The 22082-nt window shown below is 57.4% G+C and carries 24 protein-coding genes; 7 read left to right on the top strand and 17 right to left on the bottom strand.

Annotated elements, in window-relative coordinates:
• Positions 1-22 precede the first annotated feature (22 nt).
• From JMV15_RS10450 to tspO, 3 genes are read right to left on the bottom strand one after another with little or no spacing between them, the layout of a single operon-like run.
• Entirely contained in the window at positions 23-514 is a 492-nt protein-coding gene (locus JMV15_RS10450; RefSeq protein WP_038450900.1) for a GNAT family N-acetyltransferase, read from the bottom strand.
• Positions 504-1433, bottom strand: coding sequence for an alpha/beta hydrolase (locus JMV15_RS10445; RefSeq protein WP_038450902.1), 930 nt, complete (start codon positions 1431-1433; stop codon positions 504-506). Before JMV15_RS10445 ends, JMV15_RS10450 begins: the two co-directional genes overlap by 11 nt.
• Complete coding sequence (tspO, locus tag JMV15_RS10440; protein WP_014719179.1) at positions 1433-1873, bottom strand: tryptophan-rich sensory protein TspO; 441 nt, start codon at positions 1871-1873, stop codon at positions 1433-1435. The genes JMV15_RS10445 and tspO overlap by 1 nt, the downstream gene beginning before the upstream one ends.
• Before the next feature lie 164 nt (positions 1874-2037).
• On the opposite strand from tspO, the gene chrA reads away from it, so the two are divergent.
• Positions 2038-3237 carry a chromate efflux transporter gene (gene chrA / locus JMV15_RS10435; protein ID WP_038450904.1) on the top strand — a complete coding sequence of 400 codons (1200 nt, stop codon included), beginning with the start codon at positions 2038-2040 and terminating at the stop codon, positions 3235-3237.
• An 8-nt stretch (positions 3238-3245) separates the two neighbouring features.
• Here chrA and JMV15_RS10430 read toward each other — a convergent pair whose 3' ends face one another.
• From JMV15_RS10430 to JMV15_RS10420, 3 genes are all read right to left on the bottom strand, one after another.
• Positions 3246-3809, bottom strand: a complete 564-nt coding sequence (locus JMV15_RS10430) for a nucleotidyltransferase family protein (RefSeq protein ID WP_038450912.1) — start codon at positions 3807-3809, stop codon at positions 3246-3248.
• Positions 3810-4001: 192 nt separating this feature from the next.
• A complete protein-coding gene (locus JMV15_RS10425) occupies positions 4002-4523 on the bottom strand; it encodes a DUF2846 domain-containing protein (RefSeq protein ID WP_038450914.1) in 522 nt (173 codons plus the stop codon).
• A gap of 63 nt (positions 4524-4586) precedes the next feature.
• Complete coding sequence (locus JMV15_RS10420; RefSeq protein ID WP_038450916.1) at positions 4587-5189, bottom strand: hypothetical protein; 603 nt, start codon at positions 5187-5189, stop codon at positions 4587-4589.
• A gap of 513 nt (positions 5190-5702) precedes the next feature.
• Between JMV15_RS10420 and JMV15_RS10415 the strand changes: the two genes are divergently transcribed.
• The gene (locus tag JMV15_RS10415; protein ID WP_038450918.1) at positions 5703-5936 is read left to right on the top strand and encodes a DUF6124 family protein; all 234 of its coding nucleotides are present in this window, start codon (positions 5703-5705) and stop codon (positions 5934-5936) included.
• A 744-nt stretch (positions 5937-6680) separates the two neighbouring features.
• On the opposite strand, the gene JMV15_RS10410 is transcribed toward JMV15_RS10415, so the two are convergent.
• The 4 genes from JMV15_RS10410 to JMV15_RS10395 form a co-directional block, all read right to left on the bottom strand.
• Entirely contained in the window at positions 6681-7595 is a 915-nt protein-coding gene (locus tag JMV15_RS10410; protein ID WP_038450920.1) for a hypothetical protein, read from the bottom strand.
• Between the two features lie 117 nt (positions 7596-7712).
• A complete protein-coding gene (locus JMV15_RS10405) occupies positions 7713-9398 on the bottom strand; it encodes an ATP-binding protein (RefSeq protein ID WP_038450922.1) in 1686 nt (561 codons plus the stop codon).
• A gap of 16 nt (positions 9399-9414) precedes the next feature.
• On the bottom strand, positions 9415-10626 hold the full coding sequence (locus JMV15_RS10400; RefSeq protein WP_038450924.1) for a DUF4297 family anti-phage-associated protein: 1212 nt from the start codon (positions 10624-10626) through the stop codon (positions 9415-9417).
• Between the two features lie 349 nt (positions 10627-10975).
• A complete protein-coding gene (locus JMV15_RS10395; protein WP_038450926.1) occupies positions 10976-11491 on the bottom strand; it encodes a GNAT family N-acetyltransferase in 516 nt (171 codons plus the stop codon).
• Between the two features lie 119 nt (positions 11492-11610).
• Between JMV15_RS10395 and JMV15_RS10390 the strand changes: the two genes are divergently transcribed.
• On the top strand, positions 11611-12105 hold the full coding sequence (locus JMV15_RS10390; protein WP_038450928.1) for a GNAT family N-acetyltransferase: 495 nt from the start codon (positions 11611-11613) through the stop codon (positions 12103-12105).
• A gap of 6 nt (positions 12106-12111) precedes the next feature.
• Here the strand turns inward: JMV15_RS10390 and JMV15_RS10385 are convergent, their stop codons facing one another.
• Entirely contained in the window at positions 12112-12345 is a 234-nt protein-coding gene (locus JMV15_RS10385) for a hypothetical protein (RefSeq protein ID WP_020302473.1), read from the bottom strand.
• A gap of 160 nt (positions 12346-12505) precedes the next feature.
• Between JMV15_RS10385 and JMV15_RS10380 the strand changes: the two genes are divergently transcribed.
• The 3 genes from JMV15_RS10380 to JMV15_RS10370 all read left to right on the top strand — a co-directional run bounded on the left by JMV15_RS10380 (position 12506) and on the right by JMV15_RS10370 (position 14506).
• Positions 12506-13045 carry a GNAT family N-acetyltransferase gene (locus tag JMV15_RS10380; RefSeq protein ID WP_038450930.1) on the top strand — a complete coding sequence of 180 codons (540 nt, stop codon included), beginning with the start codon at positions 12506-12508 and terminating at the stop codon, positions 13043-13045.
• A 28-nt stretch (positions 13046-13073) separates the two neighbouring features.
• Positions 13074-13316 carry a hypothetical protein gene (locus JMV15_RS10375; RefSeq protein WP_014719193.1) on the top strand — a complete coding sequence of 81 codons (243 nt, stop codon included), beginning with the start codon at positions 13074-13076 and terminating at the stop codon, positions 13314-13316.
• 824 nt (positions 13317-14140) lie between these two features.
• Positions 14141-14506, top strand: coding sequence for a hypothetical protein (locus JMV15_RS10370; protein ID WP_038450931.1), 366 nt, complete (start codon positions 14141-14143; stop codon positions 14504-14506).
• A gap of 25 nt (positions 14507-14531) precedes the next feature.
• On the opposite strand, the gene JMV15_RS10365 is transcribed toward JMV15_RS10370, so the two are convergent.
• A complete protein-coding gene (locus tag JMV15_RS10365) occupies positions 14532-15248 on the bottom strand; it encodes a class I SAM-dependent methyltransferase (RefSeq protein ID WP_032904106.1) in 717 nt (238 codons plus the stop codon).
• 185 nt (positions 15249-15433) lie between these two features.
• On the opposite strand from JMV15_RS10365, the gene JMV15_RS10360 reads away from it, so the two are divergent.
• Complete coding sequence (locus JMV15_RS10360; RefSeq protein ID WP_005789834.1) at positions 15434-15802, top strand: cupin domain-containing protein; 369 nt, start codon at positions 15434-15436, stop codon at positions 15800-15802.
• Between the two features lie 72 nt (positions 15803-15874).
• Here JMV15_RS10360 and gbdR read toward each other — a convergent pair whose 3' ends face one another.
• From gbdR to JMV15_RS10335, 5 genes are all read right to left on the bottom strand, one after another.
• Positions 15875-16960, bottom strand: a complete 1086-nt coding sequence (gene gbdR / locus JMV15_RS10355) for a choline metabolism transcriptional regulator GbdR (RefSeq protein WP_038450933.1) — start codon at positions 16958-16960, stop codon at positions 15875-15877.
• A 22-nt stretch (positions 16961-16982) separates the two neighbouring features.
• Complete coding sequence (locus tag JMV15_RS10350; RefSeq protein WP_014719199.1) at positions 16983-18389, bottom strand: amino acid permease; 1407 nt, start codon at positions 18387-18389, stop codon at positions 16983-16985.
• Positions 18390-18527: 138 nt separating this feature from the next.
• Positions 18528-19265: a BPL-N domain-containing protein gene (locus tag JMV15_RS10345; protein ID WP_019817556.1), complete on the bottom strand. Its 738-nt coding sequence runs from the start codon at positions 19263-19265 to the stop codon at positions 18528-18530.
• Between the two features lie 109 nt (positions 19266-19374).
• Complete coding sequence (locus tag JMV15_RS10340; protein ID WP_038450935.1) at positions 19375-21105, bottom strand: OPT family oligopeptide transporter; 1731 nt, start codon at positions 21103-21105, stop codon at positions 19375-19377.
• 311 nt (positions 21106-21416) lie between these two features.
• Entirely contained in the window at positions 21417-22043 is a 627-nt protein-coding gene (locus JMV15_RS10335) for a glutathione S-transferase family protein (RefSeq protein ID WP_038450937.1), read from the bottom strand.
• Positions 22044-22082 lie beyond the last annotated feature (39 nt).

The raw sequence follows: 22082 nt of genomic DNA, 5'->3' as shown, positions 1-22082 counted from the left end.
CAAGCCCCCTCCCACACTTCACCTACAGAGGCCGATGCATGTGGGTGGTTTGCCAGATCGGGTCGGCCTCGACATCCACCACCTCAAACCCCTGCCTGCGCCAGAAATCAATCGCACCGGGCAGAAACGGATGGGTATGCAAGTACATCATCTCTACGCCTTCGGCCCGCGCCAGCGCCTCCAGCGAGCGGTATAACCGGCCCGCCAGGCCCAAGCGTCGCGCTGCCGGGAGCACATACAGGCGCACCACTTCCACCGTCTTGCGCCCCTGGTAGTTCAACTGCGGGAAGCGGCCGTCGTAGGGCCGATAAGCCACCGAGGCAACGATCCGGCCTTCGGCACGAGCAATCAAAAACCGCCCGCCCCCCTCAAGGTAGATCGCTTCAAACTGCGCCAGATCGTGGGGGACGCCGGTGGCACTGAGCGTGGGAAACAGTTCATCCCGCGCCAGCAAAGCGAAGCTCAGCACCTGGGGAATGTCAGCGGCCTGCACCGCCTCGATACTAACGCTCATCGCCAAGGATGCGGCTCGTTATCCACTGGCGAGCGTAAGCCAACACGCGATCGGCCATCGCCACCGGAAAGTGAATAAACCCGTGGGCCGCTTCTGGCAGCAAATGAGCCTCCACCGTTGGCCATCGCTCGGCAATCAGCAGGGTGTCATCCTTGAGCGGGTCCAGTTCACCCACAAACATCAACGCGGGCGGCAGCCCTTCAAAGTCCCCATACAAGGGCGACAACGGTGGCTGACGGCGCGTCTCGTCGCTGATCCCCGGCGTCAGCAGGCGCAGCGCCTGGACCATGCCCGGCCCGTCCAGCAACAAGGTGTCCGGCCCGGCCGTGCGCACACTGGGGGTGCCGGTCAAATCGTAGACGCCGTAATACAACACCGCGCCGCTCACCCGCTGGAGCAACTCGGGCCATTGCTTGAGCGCCAACAAAGTGGCCGCCGCCAGGTGCCCGCCGGCCGATTCACCGACAAAAAACACCGGCAGGCCGGCAAACTCCGGGCAGTCCGCCAAAAGCCAGCGCGCAGCCGTCAGGCAGTCATCCAACAGCCCTTCAATTGGCGTATCCACCGCCAGTCGGTAATCCACCGACACTACCGCCACGTCGCACGCATTCACCATGCCGAGGTTAAGGCCGTCATCCATTTGCGCATTGCCGATCACCCAGCCACCGCCGTGGATATCCAGCACCACGCCTTTGGGCGGGCCAGCGGGCCGCAGGATGCGCAAGGGGATCGCCCCGAGCATTTTGCGTTCCGCCAGGGGCGCCTTCTTGAAGGTCTGGCTGGCACGCAACAGCGCCTGGATCAGACGCGGCATCACGCGGTTGCGGACCTTGAAGCGCGGCATCCACGCCAGTTTGCGATTGAAGCGGCGCATCTGGGCCAGTTCGGGCTCGCTGGCAGGCCAATGCTGGTAGGCCATCAGCGGTTATTACGCAGGATCGAGAAGTTCAACGCCGCGGCCACGCACAGCCACACCAGATACGGAAACAGGATCAGGCCGGTAATCAAATCCAGGCGCACGGCCAGCAGCACCATCGCTGCCACGGTGAGCCACAAGAGCACGATAATCACCATCCCGGCGAACAACCGATGGGCACCAAAGAACACCGGCGTCCACAGGGTGTTCAACGCAATTTGCGCCGCCCACAGGGCCAACACCATTTCGCTGCCGGGGATCAGGGTCAAGCGGTAACCGGCCCAGGCCAGCAGCAGGTAGATGATCGTCCAGGCCACTGGGAACAGCCAATTGGGTGGGGTGAAACTGGGCTTGACCAGGGATTCGTACCAGGCGCCCGGTTTGAAGATCACGCCAGTGCTGGCGGCGGCGGCGCAGGCAAGCAGGAAGATGAAAAAGGTCATGATCGGTCCTTGAGGTCCAGTGGATGGAAGACAGTACACTGCTTTTAAGTGACTCAAGCAACCGCGGATAAATTCAATGGGGGCGGCAAAATACCCGCGCTTCTACGCGTCATGAAAATTGGTTATGGTCGGCGAAATCCAGCACCGTTGCCCGAGACATCCCCTTGCCCCAGCTTACCGATCACCGCAGCCGCCCCTGGTCAGTGTTCCTGATCTTCCTGCGCCTGGGCCTCACCTCTTTCGGCGGGCCGATTGCGCACCTGGGCTATTTTCGCCAAGAGTTCGTCACCCGCCGCCGCTGGCTCAGCGAGCGCAGCTATGCCGAACTGGTCGCCCTGTGCCAGTTCCTCCCAGGCCCGGCCAGCAGCCAGGTCGGTATCGCGTTGGGCCTGTCCCAAGCAGGTTACCGGGGCGCGGCGGCAGCCTGGGCCGGGTTCACCTTGCCGTCGGCCATCGCCCTGATTCTGTTTGCCCTGGGGCTGGCCCACTACGGCGGCGCCCTCCCCCATGGCGCGCTGCACGGCCTCAAGGTTGTCGCCGTGGCGGTGGTGGCCCAGGCCGTGTGGGGCATGGCACGCAACCTGTGCCGAGGCGTTTTACGGGTGGCGTTGATGTTGATCGCCGCCTGCGTGGTGCTGCTGCAACCCTCCGCCTGGGCTCAGGTCGGGGTCATGGTGGCTGCAGGCGTGGCTGGCCTGCTGTTGTTCAAGCCCGAGAGCAGTGCCGAGCCCGACGCCCTGCCCATTGCCATCAGCCGCCGCGCCGGGGCCCTATGGTTGATGCTGTTTTTGCTGTTGCTGGTGGCCTTGCCGCTCCTCGCCGCATGGGCGCTTAACCCCACACTGGCGCTGGTAGACGCCTTCTACCGCACCGGCGCGCTGGTATTCGGCGGCGGCCACGTGGTGTTGCCATTGCTGCAAGCCGAAGTGGTGCCCAGCCAATGGGTCAGCAACGATGTATTCCTCGCCGGTTACGGCGCCACTCAAGCTGTGCCCGGCCCACTATTCACCTTCGCCGCCTTCCTCGGCGCCTCCATGACCCACGCCCCGAGCGGTTGGCCTGGCGGGGTGATCGCGCTGCTGGCGATCTTCGCCCCGTCGTTCCTGCTGATCTTCGGCGCCTTGCCCTTCTGGGCCAACCTGCGCAAAAGCCCGCGTACCCAGGCGGCGCTCGCCGGGGTGAACGCGGCGGTGGTTGGCCTGTTGTTGGCGGCGCTGTACCAGCCGGTGTGGACCAGTGCGGTTTTCAACGGCTATGACGTGGCGTTGGCGTTGCTCGCACTGGTCGCGTTGATGGTGTGGAAGCTGCCGCCATGGCTGGTGGTGTTAGGTTGCGGCGTACTCGGGGGGTTACTGGATTTGTGAGCGGGGGCTCAGCCCGGCTCGACAATCTTGAGCCACGGCCAACGCGCCTGATAACTCCTGGCCTTGTGCAAAAACAGCGCCGGCTCCGGATGCAAAGGGTTGATGCGCAAGACACCCTGCTCCACATCCTCCAAGCCATAAGGCGCATACACCTCGCCCGAGGCAATATCCAGCGCAATGCACGTACCCGCCACCAGGTAACGGTCAACCCCTTGCCGGGCCGAATGCAACTGCGGGTAAGGCCGGCCAAACCGCTGCCCATACCAAAGGTGCACCCGCGCCTGATTCCTGACCTCCACATTCACCCCCAGGTCTTGGAATAGCAACTGCGCCGCACGAATTACCGCGTCTTCCGCCTCGTAGGACAGGTCCTCGTCAAAGTAAAAAACGTCGTAGTCCTTCACGCCCTGAGCCGCCGGCAGATTCGCCTGATGGTTCCACACCGCCTGGAACAAACAGCCCGCCGTGAGCATGCACTGCTGCACACCAAGCTCCGGCAGGCGCGCGGTGATTTGCGCGTTGATAGGATTGGCCATGGCCAATTCGAGCAAGGTGTCGACAGTCAATGTCATGTTCAGTCCTCCATCGTCAGCGCCAACCATAACACCTGAATATGGCACTCCTGTAGGAGCAAGCTTGCCCGCCAAGCGCCCTGCCCTGGCTGATGATTATCCCTTCACTCAATAGCTCGCCCACTCGCCGCGTCTTCCTAATCCACGTAAAACGACTCGGCGAGTTGGATGTTGATGAAGTGGGGCGGGGGGTTACCGTGCGGTTGCCGGCAGCTCCTGGCACCACTTGATAGAACGCAGCGCTTCCTCGGCAGGCACAAGCGCGTAGCGCGAGTAAAACATTGTTCCGCTGAAACGACGGCCGTCGACTTCACCCAAGGTCTGCCCATCCTTGTAGTCAGAGGTGCTGAGTTGATCGGCGATGTAATACACCTTGCCATTCTCGACGGTGATATCGAAACGCTGGTTAACCATACCGCTGATGATCGGTGGCGAAGTGGAGGCGACGCTGTGCTTACCGGCGGAAATGCCAGCCTTGAAAAAACTACCGGAAGGCAAGCTGCCGACGGTGCGGCCATCGACCTGAATAGTCGGGGCGACCCCGCCACCGATGCTCGCCGCCGTGCGATAAAAGTAAACCGTGGCCTCATCCGCACGAGGTTCCGCCGGTGACGTGAAGAACGGTTGGCCTTTGAGGTCCGGACCACTGATGCAACCGGTCAGTGAGGCCAGGGCTGCGAACAGGCCGACCCAGAGTAGCGTAGAGCGCTTCATGCATGAATTCCTTGAACGTGGATCAATGGGCGTCGGGTTTGATGACTGTCACCGGTACCGGCTTCAAATCGTGCACAACCCTTTACCGAAGTCAGTGGCATCAGAACTCGGCCAAGGCGCAAAACCACTCTTCGGTGTCAGATTCACGATGTTCCGGTCCTTGAGCATCGGGTACTTGCGCTTGAGCGCCTGCACCGTGTCATCGGCATTGTTCACGTTTGACAGGCAAAAGCGCAGGGCATCGACGCGCAGATCACCGATATAGAGAGTTTCCCCGGCCTTCACCGAGAAAACCGCAGGCACCGGGCGCGGCATCGACTTACCCGCGTAATACACGTAATGCCACTGCGTGTACTCATACTCACCCGGTGGCACTTCATACATGAAGTAATGACCCAGCACAGAGGGTGATGGCTGATCATCTTCATTGCCCAGCGTCGTCAGCCGTAATACGGTGCCGGGGGCTCCCTGTTGCTTGATCTCAACCACCAGCCCATGGGGCTGCATCATCGGAAAGCTCTCACCAACCGAACCCACGATGATCGCCTTACTTGGGTCCGGTGCGTGCTTGCCGTCGTAGCGTGACGTAGCGCACCCGGACAGAAGAGACACGCAGAGCGCGACCGCGCCCCAGACGAGATATTTACTGCTGACTTTCCCTAGCATTGGTTTTTTTCCGATCAGTAATCTTGCAGTTCGTGGAGCCCAGCCGAGCGAACCAAACGTTCGCACATCTGGTGCTTCATTGCTGGCTCATCGGCCTCTATTGTCCAGCTACCCGCACCTTGATAACAACCCACTCCTGTAGGAGCGAGCTTGCTCGCGAAAAACCCAAACGATCACGCAGCGCCTGAAGGCAAAATCCGATTCCCCTGCCACACCTTGCTCCATTGCCTACGCCTGCGTCAGAATCCGCCGGCTTGTGCGCTGGGGTGGCCGTCTCTAAGGTGGCTCGGTCGCTGAATTGTTCAGTGATTCGGGTTTAGTAGCCTGAGCTTGGGTATCTATTAGTGCATGAGTTTCATCAATCAGACAGTGCGTCTGTGCTTGATGGTGGCTGTGCGTAGGGCGTCTTCGGGCGCGCCGGCTTTAGATATCCACCGGTCTACTAACCTGCGTACAGCTGCCACCCAATGTTTAGTAGCGGAAAGGTGGTGGCATCACTCTGGATGTCTACTCATGTCAAAAGCAGATTCAACAACGCTCTTCAACGTTGCCCCCAACGCCAGCAACGAAACCCTCATCACCAACAGCTACGAAACCTTCACCAACGTCAGCACCCTGCTGCTCGACCTGTCCGAAGACCTCAACGGCAAACACCGCGACATCGCCCTGGCGATCCACCAACTGAGCGAACTGGGCGTACTCCTCACCGCCAGACTCCTGGACCGTGAAGTGCCCTGCCCTGGCTGATGATCAGCTCTTCAACTCATTAGGTCGATGACTCGTCGGGTCGTTGTAAGGCACGTACAACGACTCGGCGGTTTGGCACTTGATGGCTTTGGTGGATTCAGACTCGGCACAAAGCCATCTGCGATGACGAGAGCGACGACTGCTTTCGGCCCAGAGTGTGAAAATACTTAGCAGGAACGTGCGGCACTCAGGTAAAGCTAGTCTTTAGATCTCAAACCGAAGGGATGCCCTCGAATGACGGGATCTTCTAGAACCAGTGTTCGTGCATTTTCGAAAGAAATGCAGGGGTAATCGGCAGACTGGATGCTGAACCGATGACCGAGTCGATCCCGCACTTCGGACACAGAGCGGTGCTATCTAGATCAACCCACTCAGTGATTTCTGAGGGCGAAAACACACTTAAACAGTAAAAACAGCCACAGTGATCGCTTGCTTCAATTTGAGTACGGTGATTTGTAGAAAATAGGTGCGCTGAAATCACATCCATGGGCAGGTCCTTAAGCTCCAAATTTACTAGCATTACTTTCTTGCATCAGAGTACATCAAGAGCCTTCCAACGTTGCTACGATTGCCCAAAGTGATAACGCAGGATTGCCTATGAAACGTATCATCCAAGGTGACTATCGCGGACAAAGCACCCTGCTTCCCGCGAAAAGGGCGAAAAGGGGACAGATTTATTTTTTCCTAAATAAATCTGTCCCCTTTTTCGTGCCGCTTTTCTCTAGTGGGCGCTGCTATTTTCAATTAAATAATACGGTACCTGTTGCCATCTACTTGCTTAACAGTCAAGCCAATCTGCCTCGCAGCTTCTTTGGTCTTCGTCCCTTTCGGATTACCTAATCGCCACTCACTTGCCAGCTTTGTGTGAAGATCCGCTAATTCCTGTGCACCGTCTCTCCGAATAATACGGTATATTGCCAAATGAAGACCTCCATCGACTACCACTTTCGAGGAGACTTCTTCATCAATTTCATTTAACGCTAAAGTAAAATCTGATAGCAGTCTCTTCCAAGTTGCTTCGTCTATTTTGATCCGAGTGGAAATAATTTCGCCGGAGCTATTTTCTGGGCTGTCAGCACCTGTAAGTGACTGATCGTGCGCTATTAAGTGCCTTAGACTATAATACCCGTTAAGCCTATTAATGTGCGCACCTGTTATCTTTTTTAGCCCCCACCTTTTACATATCAGATTAATCCGAGTTGTATATTTTCCCTTGAGGACTTCTCCACACCTGTCTCTAATTTGTTTTTTTCTATCATCAAACTCTGTTGGTTTTTTCAGGAGATCCGGGATCTTTTTTCCGGAGTAACTAGCAAGGTCTTTATTTGGCTCGTATAGAGAGCAAAGTGCAAAATATCCGCTAAGAGCGTTTTCAAATGCCGAACATATTTTTAGTATCGATATTGAGCGGAGCTCTGCACTATTACTTTCAAAGAAACCGATAAACTCGCTAAGCTTATGTGTCACTCTAGCCGCGTCCCCAAACTCCGTATCGTTCCAAATTTCACAAACGCGAGGATCTGGTATTTTTGAGCCCGTACTGGATATAAGCCTAAGCACCTCAGTGGTTTTCTTATATGAGAAAAGCGATGTCCAATATAACGTATTAAGTCTTACGGCTTCATCTTTGAAAACTAGGGCCGGCTGCAGAAAAGCCATTAACATCATCCTTATCAATAAAAACTGTAATATAAGCCAATTGCCACACTGAGTAATTTATGTACCCTTTTTACCTGTAGCCCTACTGAGCACCTTTACAAATACAGCGTGCAGACATTACTTATACCATTCAGCTTTGATGGCAGCGAAGTCCATGTCCCTCCATTCCTCCTTCCACAGTTGCCAATAAGGGATATCGTTCGAGGAAGGGGCGTCCGCGCAAGGCTCAATTTGAACGATTGATGGAAGAATAATGGATTCACCTACCAATAAAGCTTCCCCTTGTCGGAACGATGTCATCTTGTCAATCAATGAGCCCAGAGAATCCGGAAGTAGCTTCTTTACGTATCCTTGATCCGTTGGATTGGTCAGACGCATCGCAATGAAGTTGCTGCATTGAGAAAAAATCGTTTCTGATATCTCTGAGGGCCGTTGGCTCGCTAACAATAGCGTGACCCCATACTTTCGTCCTTCCTTAGCAATCCTTTCAATAGAGGCTTTAGACGACCGGTATTTAGAAAGCTCGCTGTTAGGGACATATTTGTGTGCCTCCTCGTAGACGAGCAGGATTGGTACGTCGTTGTTCACCTTTTCGCTAGGGTTCTTGGCGCAGCGTATGCGTTTGTAGATGTACCCATACTCGAAGACGAGCCTCGATATGAGTGATACTGTGATGCTCAGTACTTCGAACGGAACTCCGCTAAGGTCAATGACAGTCACGTTTGATCTGCTTTGCAAAGGGTATCCGAGCAACTGCTGAAGTGTTTCTTCGAACGTGATGTTCTTTGATTTTTCGCCGAGGAAAAATTCAAGCCTAGTGTCGTTCACCTTATTCTCGAGTCGGTTGACGAAGTTTGTCAGCTTTCCGTAAAGGCTTCCCTGCGTGTATTTAGGCTGCCCGGCCTTTTCTTTATTACTGGGTGCATAAACTTCTCCGCTATCGACCATTTCTTGATTCTTAGCAATTGCATACGCCAGCACCTCTCTGATGTCGAATAGAATTGGCGTGTCGAGGTGAATTTTTTGCTTTCCGGTTTCGGAGCCGCTGAATTTTGCGCGTCGGTCCCTAATGATCGCTTCCTTGAAAATGTTCCTCTGGTTGTGATCGTTTGCTTCGGTGTCTAGGAAGAACTCCTCCAGCTCTTCGCTGTTTAACATCCAGTATGGCAAGACTAAGTTTGAAATGTCGATGTGGTTTGCGGAAGGGAACGCCGACTTGTACTCCGCGTGGATGTCGAAAATGATCACATGCGAGTTGTTAAGGGAAAAATCGCCGTCTTTTCCCGATACTGCCTTTTGGATGATGGTAGCTAAGGTGTGTGATTTACCGGACCCGGTCGAGCCGACCACTGCGATGTGCTTGTTGAAGAATTTATTTCCGTTGACGGGCACGGGAACATTCCCATTTGAAGCCAATGTCGAAAATAGGAACCTCTCGCCTTGGGGGACTGAATCATCATAAATTTTTTTAATATCGACGATGGTCGCGGGCTGTACTTCCTTCGGCGGAATCGCTAGCGAATCGCCGCCACGTTCGAATTTACCGTCCCTCAAGATGCCTATGGGGAATGCTTCGATGATGTAATCCCGCTTCCCATTTACGCTGACGGCAATCTGGAAGTTTTCGATAATTGCTATGAGAACCGCGTTTTCGTTATCCGCAATCTTCACATAGGAGCCGACCCTCAGCGACTCTTCAGCTGTTTTAAAATCTTCGAGGTCATCCACAACAATGCGTACCTTGTCGGGAAAAACCGCGATTACCTGGGCATTTATTTTCTCTTCTTCCTGTTGATGTACCATGCCTATATCCCTGCGTTTAGATAATTGATTTTACATCCGACAGCCGTTCAACCTGAATTTTGATGTGCCGGATCGCTGGTTTGTCGTATTGAAAGTAACAGCTTCCCAAATGGAATTGGTAAATGCGCCGTGTCTTGGTAACCGCGTCTACAGTTTTCTCGACGTTGGAAAGCGTGTTTAGGACCTTTATCCTTATACCGTTACCGTGCGTGGCCGTCTGCGTAATCGACTGATGGCTAAAGTCTGCCCCTTGGAAGTCGTGGCCGTCTACGAGCTTAAAACCCTCGTTGCTGAGCTCTCGCTTAAGCTCGAGAAGCTCACTGTCTGTTACCCCGTGAACATAAATGTACGGACAGAACGGTGACGGCTCTCGAGCTGACAGTTTGGCCCATTTCCTTGAAAGATCGTGAAATAGGTCCTTTAGGTCGCCTCGCTCATAAGAGTCCGAGTCTACTTCTACCATGAAGAAGCGTTCGTATGGCGGCACGTTTAGCTCCGTAAAATATTCCTTACGGAGCGCTGCCAAGTGAGCCTTTTTACCCTTTCTCTCGACGAACCACTCATTGAACAGAATGCTCGAGGTGTTGATCCTAGCCAGGAATTGCTTCTTTGTAATTGCCCGGTCCGCCGGCGAAGCCTTAATCGATAAATCGCGGATAACCGCTAGCGCATTATTGTAGAAAAAATATTCGGCAGCGAATAACGATCCTCCCAGCGCAACTTGAAGCGCCCTCACCACCTCTCGGAACTGTTGATCAAACTCTTTCGCCTTTATGTCGATAGTCAGGCGCACTAAAAATTCATTCAGGTCAGCATCGGAAAGCTCTAAGTCTAAGTGATGGTGACAGATGACTTTGTCCTTCGTGTAAGTTAGAAAGTGCTTTTTTAGGAAATCAACGTCTACACCGCCGTCGAGTTTCTCCTGACCGGATTCATAGTGCCCCTTAATAGAATACGCAATCTTTGGTTTTGTTCCATCCAAGCTCTCCTTGAAGTGCGAAGCCATGTGCTTAATCGCATCTTTAATCACGGAGTGGTTATACTCGGTCTTTGCGTAGTACTTGCACTGCGTGGCGGTGACTTCGCTTGCGGTCCGGATATCGATGTCCTCGGTGCACTCAATCTCAATAGAATCGTCCGGCGAAGTCAGTTGCAAAACGCTAAAAATGGACAGATCAAATTGGTAAAAATAACCTCGGATAGTGTCAACGGCGCTTCTGTCGGTCATGGCATGTCCATCTGCTAGTCTCTATCAGTAATTGCTCGCATTCAGCATTGCAAGTCGGTGCAAATATTCCAACGTGCCATTCCGTAAATGCTGGCAAGTACCCGCCGTACCCCAGGTAAGGGTTACCATCATATGAACGGTGAAAGATTTGCTGAGCAAGCAATGTAGATATCACGAAATATTGCCCTATTGTGCATCAGCGACAGCTAATCACTATAGCTCAGCATCCGAGACGGGATGAGCGAACGACGGCTTGATTATCTGAGAGGCCGCTTTGGGCCGATACCAGCCTGTCACCAGAGACCTCCCTCGACCAAGAGCAGGCATCCAGCCAACCTAATAAACCGGCTTAAACCACCGGTATCTGGTACACAACCGAATCATATTTTTCCGACGCCCGCCTCTCGATAACGACTCCCCCCAAAGCTTCGGCAATACGTCGACTCGCACGATTCTGCGCCGCAACAGGGTAGATAAAGTGCTTTGCCACCACCCACTGGCTAGCCCACTGAACAACCGCCTTCACCGCTTCACCACCAAACCCCAGCCCGTGTTTATCTTCACGAACCCAGATCCCCAACTCCGGTGTTTCACTGCCGGTGTGGTGCAGCCCGACCAAGCCGGTAAAACGAGCACCTACCCGCTCCCTGACTGTGAACACGATGTCGCTGCCATCCGCTATCGCAGGCAGCCACTGCCCCCAGACTTGCGCGTACTCTTCCAGTGAGGCAGGCGGTTCCCAGGACATGTAGCGAGTCAGAGACGGTGAGATACAAGAGAACGACTCAACAGCGTCCTGCTCGCAGAAGGGCTCGATGCTCAGGCGTTGCGAGAGAATGCGGATCGCGTGGGTGTCCACTGGCATTGCAATTTCCTTCCTGGGGTTCGTTACTCCATGTATGCCGTGAACATACCATGCGGGTCGCTTCATCAGTATCAGGCTCTCTATACTGAGCCCCCAGGATGGTAGCTAGAGCACCCAATATGCCCGTCGCACCCAATCAAAATTCCCCCATCAGTTTGGTCCCGGTTCAACAACGCGACTTGGATAATCTTGTAGCCATTCGAATCGAGGCCATGCGCGATAGTCTGGAGCGTGTTGGGCGATTTGATCCAGCCCGTGCGCGGGAGCGGTTTGTTGGCGGCTTTGAAGCTCGCGACACACGCTATATCGAGGCAGCTGGAGAGCGGGTGGGTTTCGTAGTGGTGAAACGTCACCACCATGAACTCTTGCTCGACCACTTGTATGTCAGGCCGAGCGCGCAAGGGTCAGGGGTAGGGTCTGCTGTTCTCTCTCAGATTTTCAAAGAGGCGGATGCGGCTGCGCTGCCTATCAAAGTAGGGGCTCTCAAAGAAAGCGCTTCGAATCGCTTTTATACCCGCCATGGCTTCCAGTTCATCGAAAGCAGTGACTTCGACAATTATTATGTTCGCCAGCCTATTCCAGCGATTGGGGCTCATTCCGGAACCATGGGCTGACTGGCACTAGCCCTTCAGCTCACTAGCCCGATTGCTCGCCGCGTCGTCATACGCTACGTACAACGACTCTGCGATTTGGCTTTTGATCGCCTTTGTGGCCTCCAGCCCCAGCACAAAACCCTCGGCTTTACCGCCAGCACGGTTGAGTTCTTCATGGGTGGAGGCGCCAGTAATGGCGTCAAGCAGCTTGGCGGCGTGGGGGCCGACGCCTTTGGGGAGGGAGATCTGGTCGATGGACATTATCGCTACCTTGAAAAATGGAGTTCGGGAGCGAGTGAAACCACTGCCGGGGCTGGCATGGTAGACCTGTTTGCCATGAAAGGGGTCGCTTTACGCGCAGCGGCGCTATTCTTTGCGGCTACGCAGTGAGATGGGGCCATTGGTAAATCTGGAGGGGCTTATGGAGTATTGCGTTGAGGGCTACTGCCTTCGGCCATTGGCATGTGACGATTTCGAGCGGATCAGCCGTTACGAACGCGTCAATCGCAGGCATCTGCAACCCTGGGAGCCGCTCAGGGACGAGGAATACTTCACCACGGGCAACGCCAAGGCCAGGGTCGAGCAGCAGGTCAACAATATGCAGGCTGACAACGCTCTGTGTTTCCTCTTGCTTGCCGAAAGCGGAGAGGTTCTAGCGCGGTGTAACTACACGAACATTGTGAGGGGCGTTTTTCAGGCCTGTCATCTCGGCTTTTCGTTGGCGGAATCTGCCCAAGGTCGCGGCTTGATGAATAAAACGCTTCAGGTCACTAACCGACACTGTTTTGAGCAGTTGGGTCTTCACCGGATCATGGCCAATCATTTGCCCCGCAATGTGCGAAGTGAACGAATTCTGGAGTCGCTGGGGTTTGAGAAGGAAGGACATGCGCGGGCCTATCTGAAAATCGCTGGCGTTTGGGAGGACCATACGTTGAGATCGTTGATCAACCCTGAACAATAAGCGCCCCACCCCACTCAGGAAAAAGCTGATGTCTACCGAGCCCCTCTGCCTGGTTTTCGTACCCGCCCTGGCCGCCTTGCTGACCGCCGCCGAATCGAAAAAAGGCACCCCTCTCAGCGAAGTCGAAGTGTGCAATATCCGCGACCAGGCCACTTGCATTGCGGTAACCTTCTCCACCGCGTTGGCGATGGAACAAGAACGGGGTTACCCGGATATCGTTGCCGAGGATTGCTGGAATGAGTGGCAACGGTTGCGTCCTTCGCTTCAATAGCGCCCGCTCTGATCAGCATAGGTATCTACACAACTCTGTAGCGCTCAACGGTAACCACGATGCGAAGCGAGCCGCTGTTGATCTTGATCTTGATCTGCTTTTGATCTCAGGCGCCCCGTTAAACCACGCTGGCCGAACGCAGGCTTGAATTCGTGGGTAACCCGGCAGGACGCCGGGTTAGCCGCCCCGCGCCATGGATGGCGCGTGGCGGCGGCCCACGGATTCAAGACTGTGTTCGGGCACACCGAGCCTAGGCGAGGTGCCGAGTGGTGGGGCAAGAGCGCTTTGCTTACTTTCGCGCTTTTCGAAAGTGAGCCGCCGTCAGGGCGGAACCCTAAGTGGCCGTTACCGCAGGAATGGATATGTACTCGGTATAGCTGTGTCGCCTATAAGGCCGCCTTCGCGAGCAAGCCCGCTCCCACAGTTTGATTGCGGGGTGTCAGGTAGATTGGCGTCGGCTGGCAGGCCGCGATCGCAGGCAAGCCAGCTCCCACAGTTGGATCGCTGAGTGTCAGGTAGATTGGCGTCGGCTGGCAGGCCGTCATCGCAGGCAAGCCAGCTCCCACAGTTGGATCGTGGGGGGTCAGGTAGATTGGCGTCGGCTGGCAGGCCGTCTTCGCAGCGATGCGGCGACCCGACAAGCCAGCTCCCACATTTGGATTTCGGAGCGTCAGATGGATATGCGCCGGCTGTCAGGCCGTCACGGGAGCAAGCTCCCTCGCCACAGATTTAGCGTCGTGCCGAAGTTGTGTAAATACCTATGCTCTGATCAGCCTATCGGCTGAAGCCCCAACCCACTCCCAGGATTCACGGACCTCCTTTTTATGCCGCCAGCCTCACGCGACCACGCCCGTATCGAACGCCGCCTCATTGCAGCCCTGACCGACGCCTGCGAGATCGCAAAAGCCGAAATAACGGGCTTCGACTGGCTGACCCACACCGTCGACTACCGCGCCTTCCCCCAAAGCCTGCGGGTGATCTGGGTATTCGACAGCGTCGCGAGCAAGGCTCACGCCCTCGCAACCGGGGCGGACGCCCGTATGCGCGAGCTGACTACCGCCGCGCTGGATGACGTTGACGTGCACGTCCCGAACATCGCCCGCTGCGTCAGTTTCGACTCCGAAGAGGAATGCCACCTTCGGCATGGCGGCGATTGGCGTCGGCGGCTGGCTACTCTCCGGGCGATCTGAATCGTGCCACGGGTTGCTGACTTCGCTATTGCACCTTACACGTCAGCCAAGCCCCCCAGAACAGGCTGCTGAAGAAACGGGTCGCGTCGCCGAAGCCAGCGTCGTGCAACAGCTTCTGAACAGCGGCCTCGGAATGTGGCGGGTCGGCGCCTTGAAGGATTTTGCCGAGCTTGGCCTTCACTTCGTCCGGGGTGGCGCCATGCTGACGCCACCGTTGGCCCCATGCCGCCAGCAGCAACGGCTGGCTGGCATACGCATAGTGATTGCCCGCGACGATCAGCGGTGCCCCCGGTTTCAGGTGCGCCCGAATCGATCGCAGCATTCGGGCCTTGGCGTCGTCACCCTCCAGATGGTGGAGCACACCGATCAAGGTGGCGGCGTCGTATGATGCGTCTGCTGCCAGGTCTTCAAGCGTCCCGAGATGCAGGGTGGTTCTATCAAGCAAGTGGTTGGCTTCCAACTGCTGCCTTGCCGCGTCGAGCATCGGCTGGGAGGGATCAACCGCCATGAAGCGCCATTCCGGTTCAAGGCTGGCCATGGCGATGATCTCCTGCGCCGTACCGCCGGCGCCGACCACAAGTACCTTGGCCGAAGGGGCATCACCAAGGCTTGCCGCGAGCATGCAGGCTGCCAGGTCCTGGCACGCGTCATAGCCCGCCAACGCGATACGGCTTTGTCGTGCGTACTCGTTGGCTCTTGAGGTATCGAATTTGTCAGCAGGATTGGATGAGGATGAGTTCAAGGCGGTTCTCCGTGGCCTTGACGCAAATTACGTTAACCGTGGCAGTAAGAAAAATGCATTAATTTTATGTGCTGCATTCCCGTGGGGAATGCGGGAGCGTACGAGTGGAGAGGTTGCAGGATCGTACAAGCCTGCTGACCGCTTGCTTGGATAGTCTGGCCTTCTCATCGACAGGAAGATCCCGCATGACTCAAGCACAGCCTGTAAACCTTGCTCAAAAAGCCTCGCTCATCGACCAGCAATGGAGCCCAAGAGTAGTCGCCGAAATGAACGACTACCAGTTCAAGGTCGTGCGTATCGAGGGTGAATTCATTTGGCATTCGCACCCCGAAACCGATGAAGCGTTCCTGGTGCTTGAAGGCACGTTGCGTATCGACCTGCCGGATGGCCCGGTGTATGTGAAGCCGGGTGAGTTGTATGTGGTGCCGCGTGGCATTGAGCACAGGACCGCCGCCGAAGGTGAAGCCAGGCTGATGATGATCGAGCCAAGGGGCATTTTGAATACCGGGCATGAAGGCGGTGAGCGTACCGCGTTGAATGACCAGTGGATTTGAGCGCTGAGGCTTATTGCCTTTTGTAGGAGCGGGCTTGCTCGCTCCTACTGGCATTCGGGCAAGCCCCAAGCCCTATCGCCTTTGAATCTGCACCGTAGCAAACGTCGGCTCGTCGCGCGCCTGCTCCAGTGTATTTCTGGGCTGTTGCGGGGCCAGGGATTGCCCCTCTGGCCGTAACGCAGGCGGCGGATGCAGGCGCATGTCCGAGCGCTCATCGCTGGGCGCCACGCCGAAGAAATCCCGGTAGCACTTGGAAAAATGCGGCGTGGAGACAAAGCCGCAAATCACCGCCAGTTCGACAATCGAAATGGGCGTCTGCATCAGCAACTGGCGGGCACGGGTCAGGCGCAGTTTGAGGTAATAGCGCGATGGCGTGCAGTACAAGTGCTTCTGGAACATACGCTCCAACTGGCGGCGGGACACGTGCACGTAGGCGGCCAGTTCGTCGAGGTCGATGGGTTCTTCCAGGTTGGCTTCCATCAGGGCGACCACTTCTTGCAGCTTGGGCTGTTGCGTGCCGAGCAGGTGCTTGAGCGGCACGCGTTGGTGGTCGCGCTCGTTGCGAATGCGCTCGTACACGAACATCTGGGAAATCGCCGCCGACAGCGTGTGCCCGTGATCGCGGCCGATCAGGTGCAGCATCATGTCCAGCGGCGCAGTGCCGCCAGAGCTGGTAAAGCGGTTGCCGTCGAGGGTGAACACGCTGGAGCTGACCTTGACGCGGGTAAACGCCTCCTGCATCGACGCCATCAGCTCCCAATGCACGCTGCACTGGAAGCCATCAAGCAACCCCGCCTGGGCCAGCGCCCAACTGCCGGTGCATATCGCGCCGAGACGTTTGCAGTACAGGCGCGCCTGGCTGCGCAACCAAGCGATGAGCGCAGGGCTGATAGCCTGTTGAATGCCGACGCCGCCGCACACGATCACCGCATCAAAACCGCGCTGGTCCTGCGCGCACGCATCCGGGGTCACCGACACGCCATCGCTGGCCCACACCGGCTGGCCGTCCAGGCTCAGGGTTTGCCAACGGTAGAGCTCTTCGCCAGCCAATTGGTTGGCCATGCGCAGCGGCTCGACCGCACACGACAGCGATATCAGCGTGAATTGGTCCAGCAGCAAAAAGCCGATGGTCTGGCAAACAGGTGCCTCGGTTTCCATCACCGCTACCCCACGGGCGTGATCAGGACTGTTCCAGCGCCACCGGCTTGGGTGCCCGGTTGTGCTGGCGCGACGTGACCAGGCCGATAAAGGAAATCACCAACGCCAGGCCAATGGTCGAGGACACTTCGGTGCGGTGCTCGGGCGTCACCATCATCACCCCCAGGGCCAGGCAGATGAACACGATCACCAGGTAAGTCAGCCAGGGAAACAGCCACATGCGAAAGGTCAACTCGACGTTCTGCCGAAGCAGCAAGCGACGCATACGCAGTTGCGAGATAGCGATCACCAGGTACACCAACAACGCGATGGCGCCGGAGCTGGCGAGCAGGAACTGGAACAGACCGGCCGGCATGAAGTAGCTCAGCAACGTAACGCCCGCACCGATGATGGTGCTGGCGATCACCGCAGCCCTGGGCACGCCCGCCTTTGAGGTGATTTTAAGTGCCGGTGGCGCATCGCCGCGTTTGCCCAGGGAAAACAACATGCGCGAGGAAATGTAGATTGAGGAGTTCATGCAACTGGCTACCGCGATCAACACCACCACATCGACCATGAACTTGGCGTTGGGGATGTTCATAATTTCCAGTGCACGCTGATAGGAACCCACGGACGCCAGTAGCGGATCGTTCCAGGGCACCACGGAAATCACGACGGAGATCGACAACAGGTAGAACACGCCAATGCGCCAGATCACCGAGCGGGTAGCCTTGGCGATGTTCTGCGCCGGGTTGCTCGATTCCGCTGCGGCGATGGTCACCGCCTCAGTGCCGATGAAGCTGAACATGATGGTAATGAACGCGCCTACCACCGCCGACAGGCCGTTGGGGGCGAAACCGCCGTGTTCTTCCATCAAGCGGCTCAAGCCGCTGGCTTCGCGATCCGGGATCCAGCCCATGAGGACGCTGAAGCCCAGGCCGATAAAGCCGACGATGGCGATCACCTTGGCCATGGCGAACCAGAATTCGAATTCGCCGTATTTGGCCACGCTGAACAGATTGGTGATCACCAGCAACACGATTGAGATCAACGCAAACAGCCACGCATCAACCTGAGGGAACCACTGGTTGAGCACGTGCCCGGCGGCCAAGGCTTCGATGGGAATGACCAGCACCCAGAACCACCAATACAACCAGCCGATGGTGAACCCCGCCCAAGGGCCGATGGCCTGGTCGGCGTAGGTGGAAAACGAGCCGGTGTCCGGGCGTGCCACCGCCATTTCCCCCAGCATGCGCATGACCAGCACCACCAGCAGGCCGGAGAACAGGTAAGCCAGCAACACCGCTGGCCCTGCTGCGGCGATGGCATGTCCGGAGCCGACAAACAGCCCCGCGCCGATGATGCCGGCGATGGACAACATAGTCACGTGGCGGGGCTTGAAGCCTTGCGCCAGCTGACCGTTAGAATCGTTGGGAGTCAGGCTAATCATTGTTTTTGTTGTGCTCAGGCGGCCAATGACCCTCACCTTAAGTGCGCGGGGCCCGGTACAAGTAGCCTGGTTACGCCATCATCGAGTCTGATATCGACATTGGTCATGGCGGTGCACGGGTTTACCGAGCGTCACGCCTTACTCTTGAACGCTGCGTATGAGCGAGCCAAACAGCTCCCCACGCGGCATCTTGTCCAGTGGGATACCGGCATTCTCGAACCACTCCTGGCCGGCTTCCGGATGCGGCCCGCTCAGCACCACAACGCCTTTCTGGTAGGCATAGCGCGCCGCTGCCACATCGCCATTGCGGTAAGTGGCGAGGGTCCTGTAGGGCGCGGCGGCACTGGCCTTGGGAAAGTACGGGCCGTCCTGATAGAACACATGATCAGCCTGGCCGTCCCACGTCACCCGCACAGCAGCGTCGTCGATACCGGTCACTTCAAAACCGGGGCGGCCGGCTTCGGTGTCCAGCGCCTGGGGGATCAGCCCGAGATTGTTGTCGTCCGCCAGGTAGGCGCCCATGCACAGGCCCAGGTAACGGCCACCCTTGGCAACATAGTCGCGGATAGCCTCGGCACGCTCATCACCGAGACTGTCGAGGGCGCCGGGGATGTCCTGGCCGCCGCCGGGTTGTACATAAAGGTCGTAGCGGGCCAAGGTGTGTGGGGTGATGTCGATGGGTTCGTCGGCACCCACGAAGTCGATCTGGTAATTCGGGTTGAGACGCTGCAAGGCGGTTTTCACGTTTTCCGAGCAGTCCGCGCAACCCGCAGGGCCACGGTAGATGGCGACATGGGTGATGGGCGTGCCGTGTACGGGTAGCGGATGCAGCGTAGCGAAGGCGAGCAACGTGGCAGCGATGGCGGGCAGTTTCATGGGGTAGGCTCAACGGTCGTTGACGGGGCGTGATCCAGACGTCGCAGCGCCAAGCCTATAACGGTGAGCCTTTTGAAGTGGTGAAGAGTTGTAAATCCACGTGGGCCATTCATCCATTTCCCAGCATCTGCCATAACGACGCGCCTACGCCGGTAATGCTCTCACCGGCGATCAACCCTGCCGCTGCCGTGATCGCAAAGCGCTGCGTCACACTTGGCCAGCGACAGCTCACGGCCCAGGTCATGATCGCGCCAAGGGCCATCATCAGCGACACCGACGCAGGCAAGACAAACGCCAGTCCCAAGGCTGCCGCACTCGGCAGGTAGCGGGCGCGATGGGTGGGTAATGTGCTGTCGAGTATGCCCAGCAGCACGCCGAACAAGCTTGCAATGCCGATGGCCCAGCGGATGCTGGGGGACAGTGAATCCAAACCGTGGGTCAGGGTTTGGGCCACGGCTTTCCAGGTGGCGACGGCCGGGGCTGGCCATTGTTCGGTGAGCAGCATGGTTTGCGGGTCGGGGATCAACGCCAGGTACGCGAATACGCCGACGATGCTGCCGACAAAAATCCCAAGAATCTGGGCGATAACCTGTTTGTGCGGCGTCGCGCCAATCGCCTTGCCCACCTTGAAGTCATTCATCAGGTCCGTGCACTGCCCCGCCGAACCGCCAGCGGTGTTGGCGCTCATCAGGTTGATCGGTACCTGGCCGGGCGCAGCGATACCAAAGCTCAGCTGGGACAGTTGCCCGATGGCGCCAATCGGCGGAATACCGGTAGCCCCCACCACCCGCGCCGCGACGGCGGCCAGGCAGCTCGCCAGGGGAATGGTCAGCAGCGCCATCCCAAGGTTGATACCGAACAACAGCGCTTGCAGGCTCACCACCAACGCAATCGCCAAGGCAAACCCCACGGCAGGCCCAGGCTTGGGAACCGCCCAGGGCGTGCCGCCAGCCGCTCGGGTTGAGCGATGCAACGCCCACAGGCGAATCGCCAGGGACGCCAGGGTGGAACACACCATCAGGCTCACGCCGGGCCACAGCAGCCATTCCACCAGCGCGGCAAATTGCGGGCCGCTGCTGTCGGCGGGCAGGCTCACCAAGCCATCGGCCAACAGCCACGGCCCCAGCCCGCCCCATGCCAGCAAGGCGCCGAGCAACAGGGTCAGGCCTACGCGAATGCCGATGATGCCGCCGAACCCCAGCAACAGCAGAGAGGGGTCGGCGGTGAAGGTCAGGCGCTCCAACTGGGCGTTCGGCGACCAGCGCGGGAAGGCCCATATAAAGGTATCCACCCACTTGACCAGCCCCGACAACAGCGCCGCGCCGAGCAGCACTTTCAAGCGCGTGGCAGCTTCGCGGCCATGGTTGTAGATGTGCAGCAGGGTTTCCAGGGTGGCCATGCCTTCGGGAAACTTCAGCGCCTTGTCATTGAGCAATGAGGGCCGCAGGTACCATGCGATCCAGATCCCCAGGAAGCTCACCGAAAACACCCACGCGATCATCGGCAGCGCTGCCAGTTGGTTGCCGGTGAGCAGGGTATAGGCCGGGATGGGCGCGACCAGCCCGCCGGAAATAATCGACGCCGCGGCAGAGGCCACGGTCTGGTTGATATTGCTCTCGTGCAGGGTCCACGGCAGGTGTTCAGCGGAACGCCGGGCCAGGCCTTGCCAGAGGCCATAACCGATCAGCAAGGCGATGATCGACATATTGAACGACCAGCCGATCTTCAAGCCTGCGTACACATTGGAAGGGGTCAGCAGGATGCCCAGCACGATCCCGGTGATGACTGCCCGCAGGCTCAGTTCGCGCTCTACGGGCGCGATTGACGAGGTGGAGTGCATGCAGATTCCTTTCGAGAAAAGCCAGTGCCACCTTTTAAGTGAGCGCTGGGAGACTCGAAGGTTCACCTGACGAACCTGGGTCTAAGGCTGTAAATGTGGGAGGGGGCAAGCCTCAATGCCAGTCAGTTAAGCGAACGAAGTGTTCAAAGCAGCGAAGGTCAAATGTGGGAGCGGGCTTGCTCGCGAAGGCGTCGGCCCAGCAAACATCGAGGCTGACTGACCCACCGCTTTCGCGAGCAAGCCCGCTCCCACAGGAGATCTGCGCTTAACTGACTGGCATTAGGGCAAGCCTCCTCCAACATGGCTTCTGGCTATTTGGCGAATGCGTATTCCCCACCCCGCTCCACCGCCTTGCGATAAGCCGGCCGCGCCTGGAGCTTTTGCAGCCACGCCGCGAGGTTCGGGTAGGCCTGCAATTTGCCCTGGGCCTGGGCGACTTCGCCGATAAAGCTCATCTGGATATCCGCGCCGCTGAGTGCGTCGCCCACCAGGTACGGCGTGTGGCCCAGCACATCATTCAGGTAGCCCAGGTAGTTGGCCAGCTCCGATTCAATCCGCGGATGCAGCGGCGCACCCGCTTCACCCAGGCGTCCGACGTAGAGGTTGAGCATCAGCGGCAGCATGGCCGAGCCTTCGGCAAAATGCAGCCATTGCACATAGCTGTCGTAGGCATCGGTGGCCGGGTCGGGTTGCAGTTGACCGTTGCCGTGGCAGCGGATGAGGTAGTCGATGATCGCGGCGGACTCGATCAGCACACGCGAGCCGTCTTCGATCACCGGGGATTTGCCCAGGGGGTGAATGGCCTTGAGTTCAGGCGGCGCCAGGTTGGTCTTGGCGTCGCGCTGGTAGCATTTGATGTCGTAGGGCAGGCCCAATTCTTCAAGCGCCCACAGGATACGTTGTGAGCGGGAATTGTTGAGGTGGTGAACAGTGATCATCGAGGCAACACCTTGGGGGGATTTAAGAGAAGACTACAG

The sequence above is a fragment of the Pseudomonas paracarnis genome (assembly GCF_904063055.1).
In the GTDB taxonomy this organism is placed as follows: domain Bacteria; phylum Pseudomonadota; class Gammaproteobacteria; order Pseudomonadales; family Pseudomonadaceae; genus Aquipseudomonas; species Aquipseudomonas paracarnis.
Note: the sequence above shows the minus strand (reverse complement) of the source record. Positions and strands in the feature narration are given on the sequence as shown.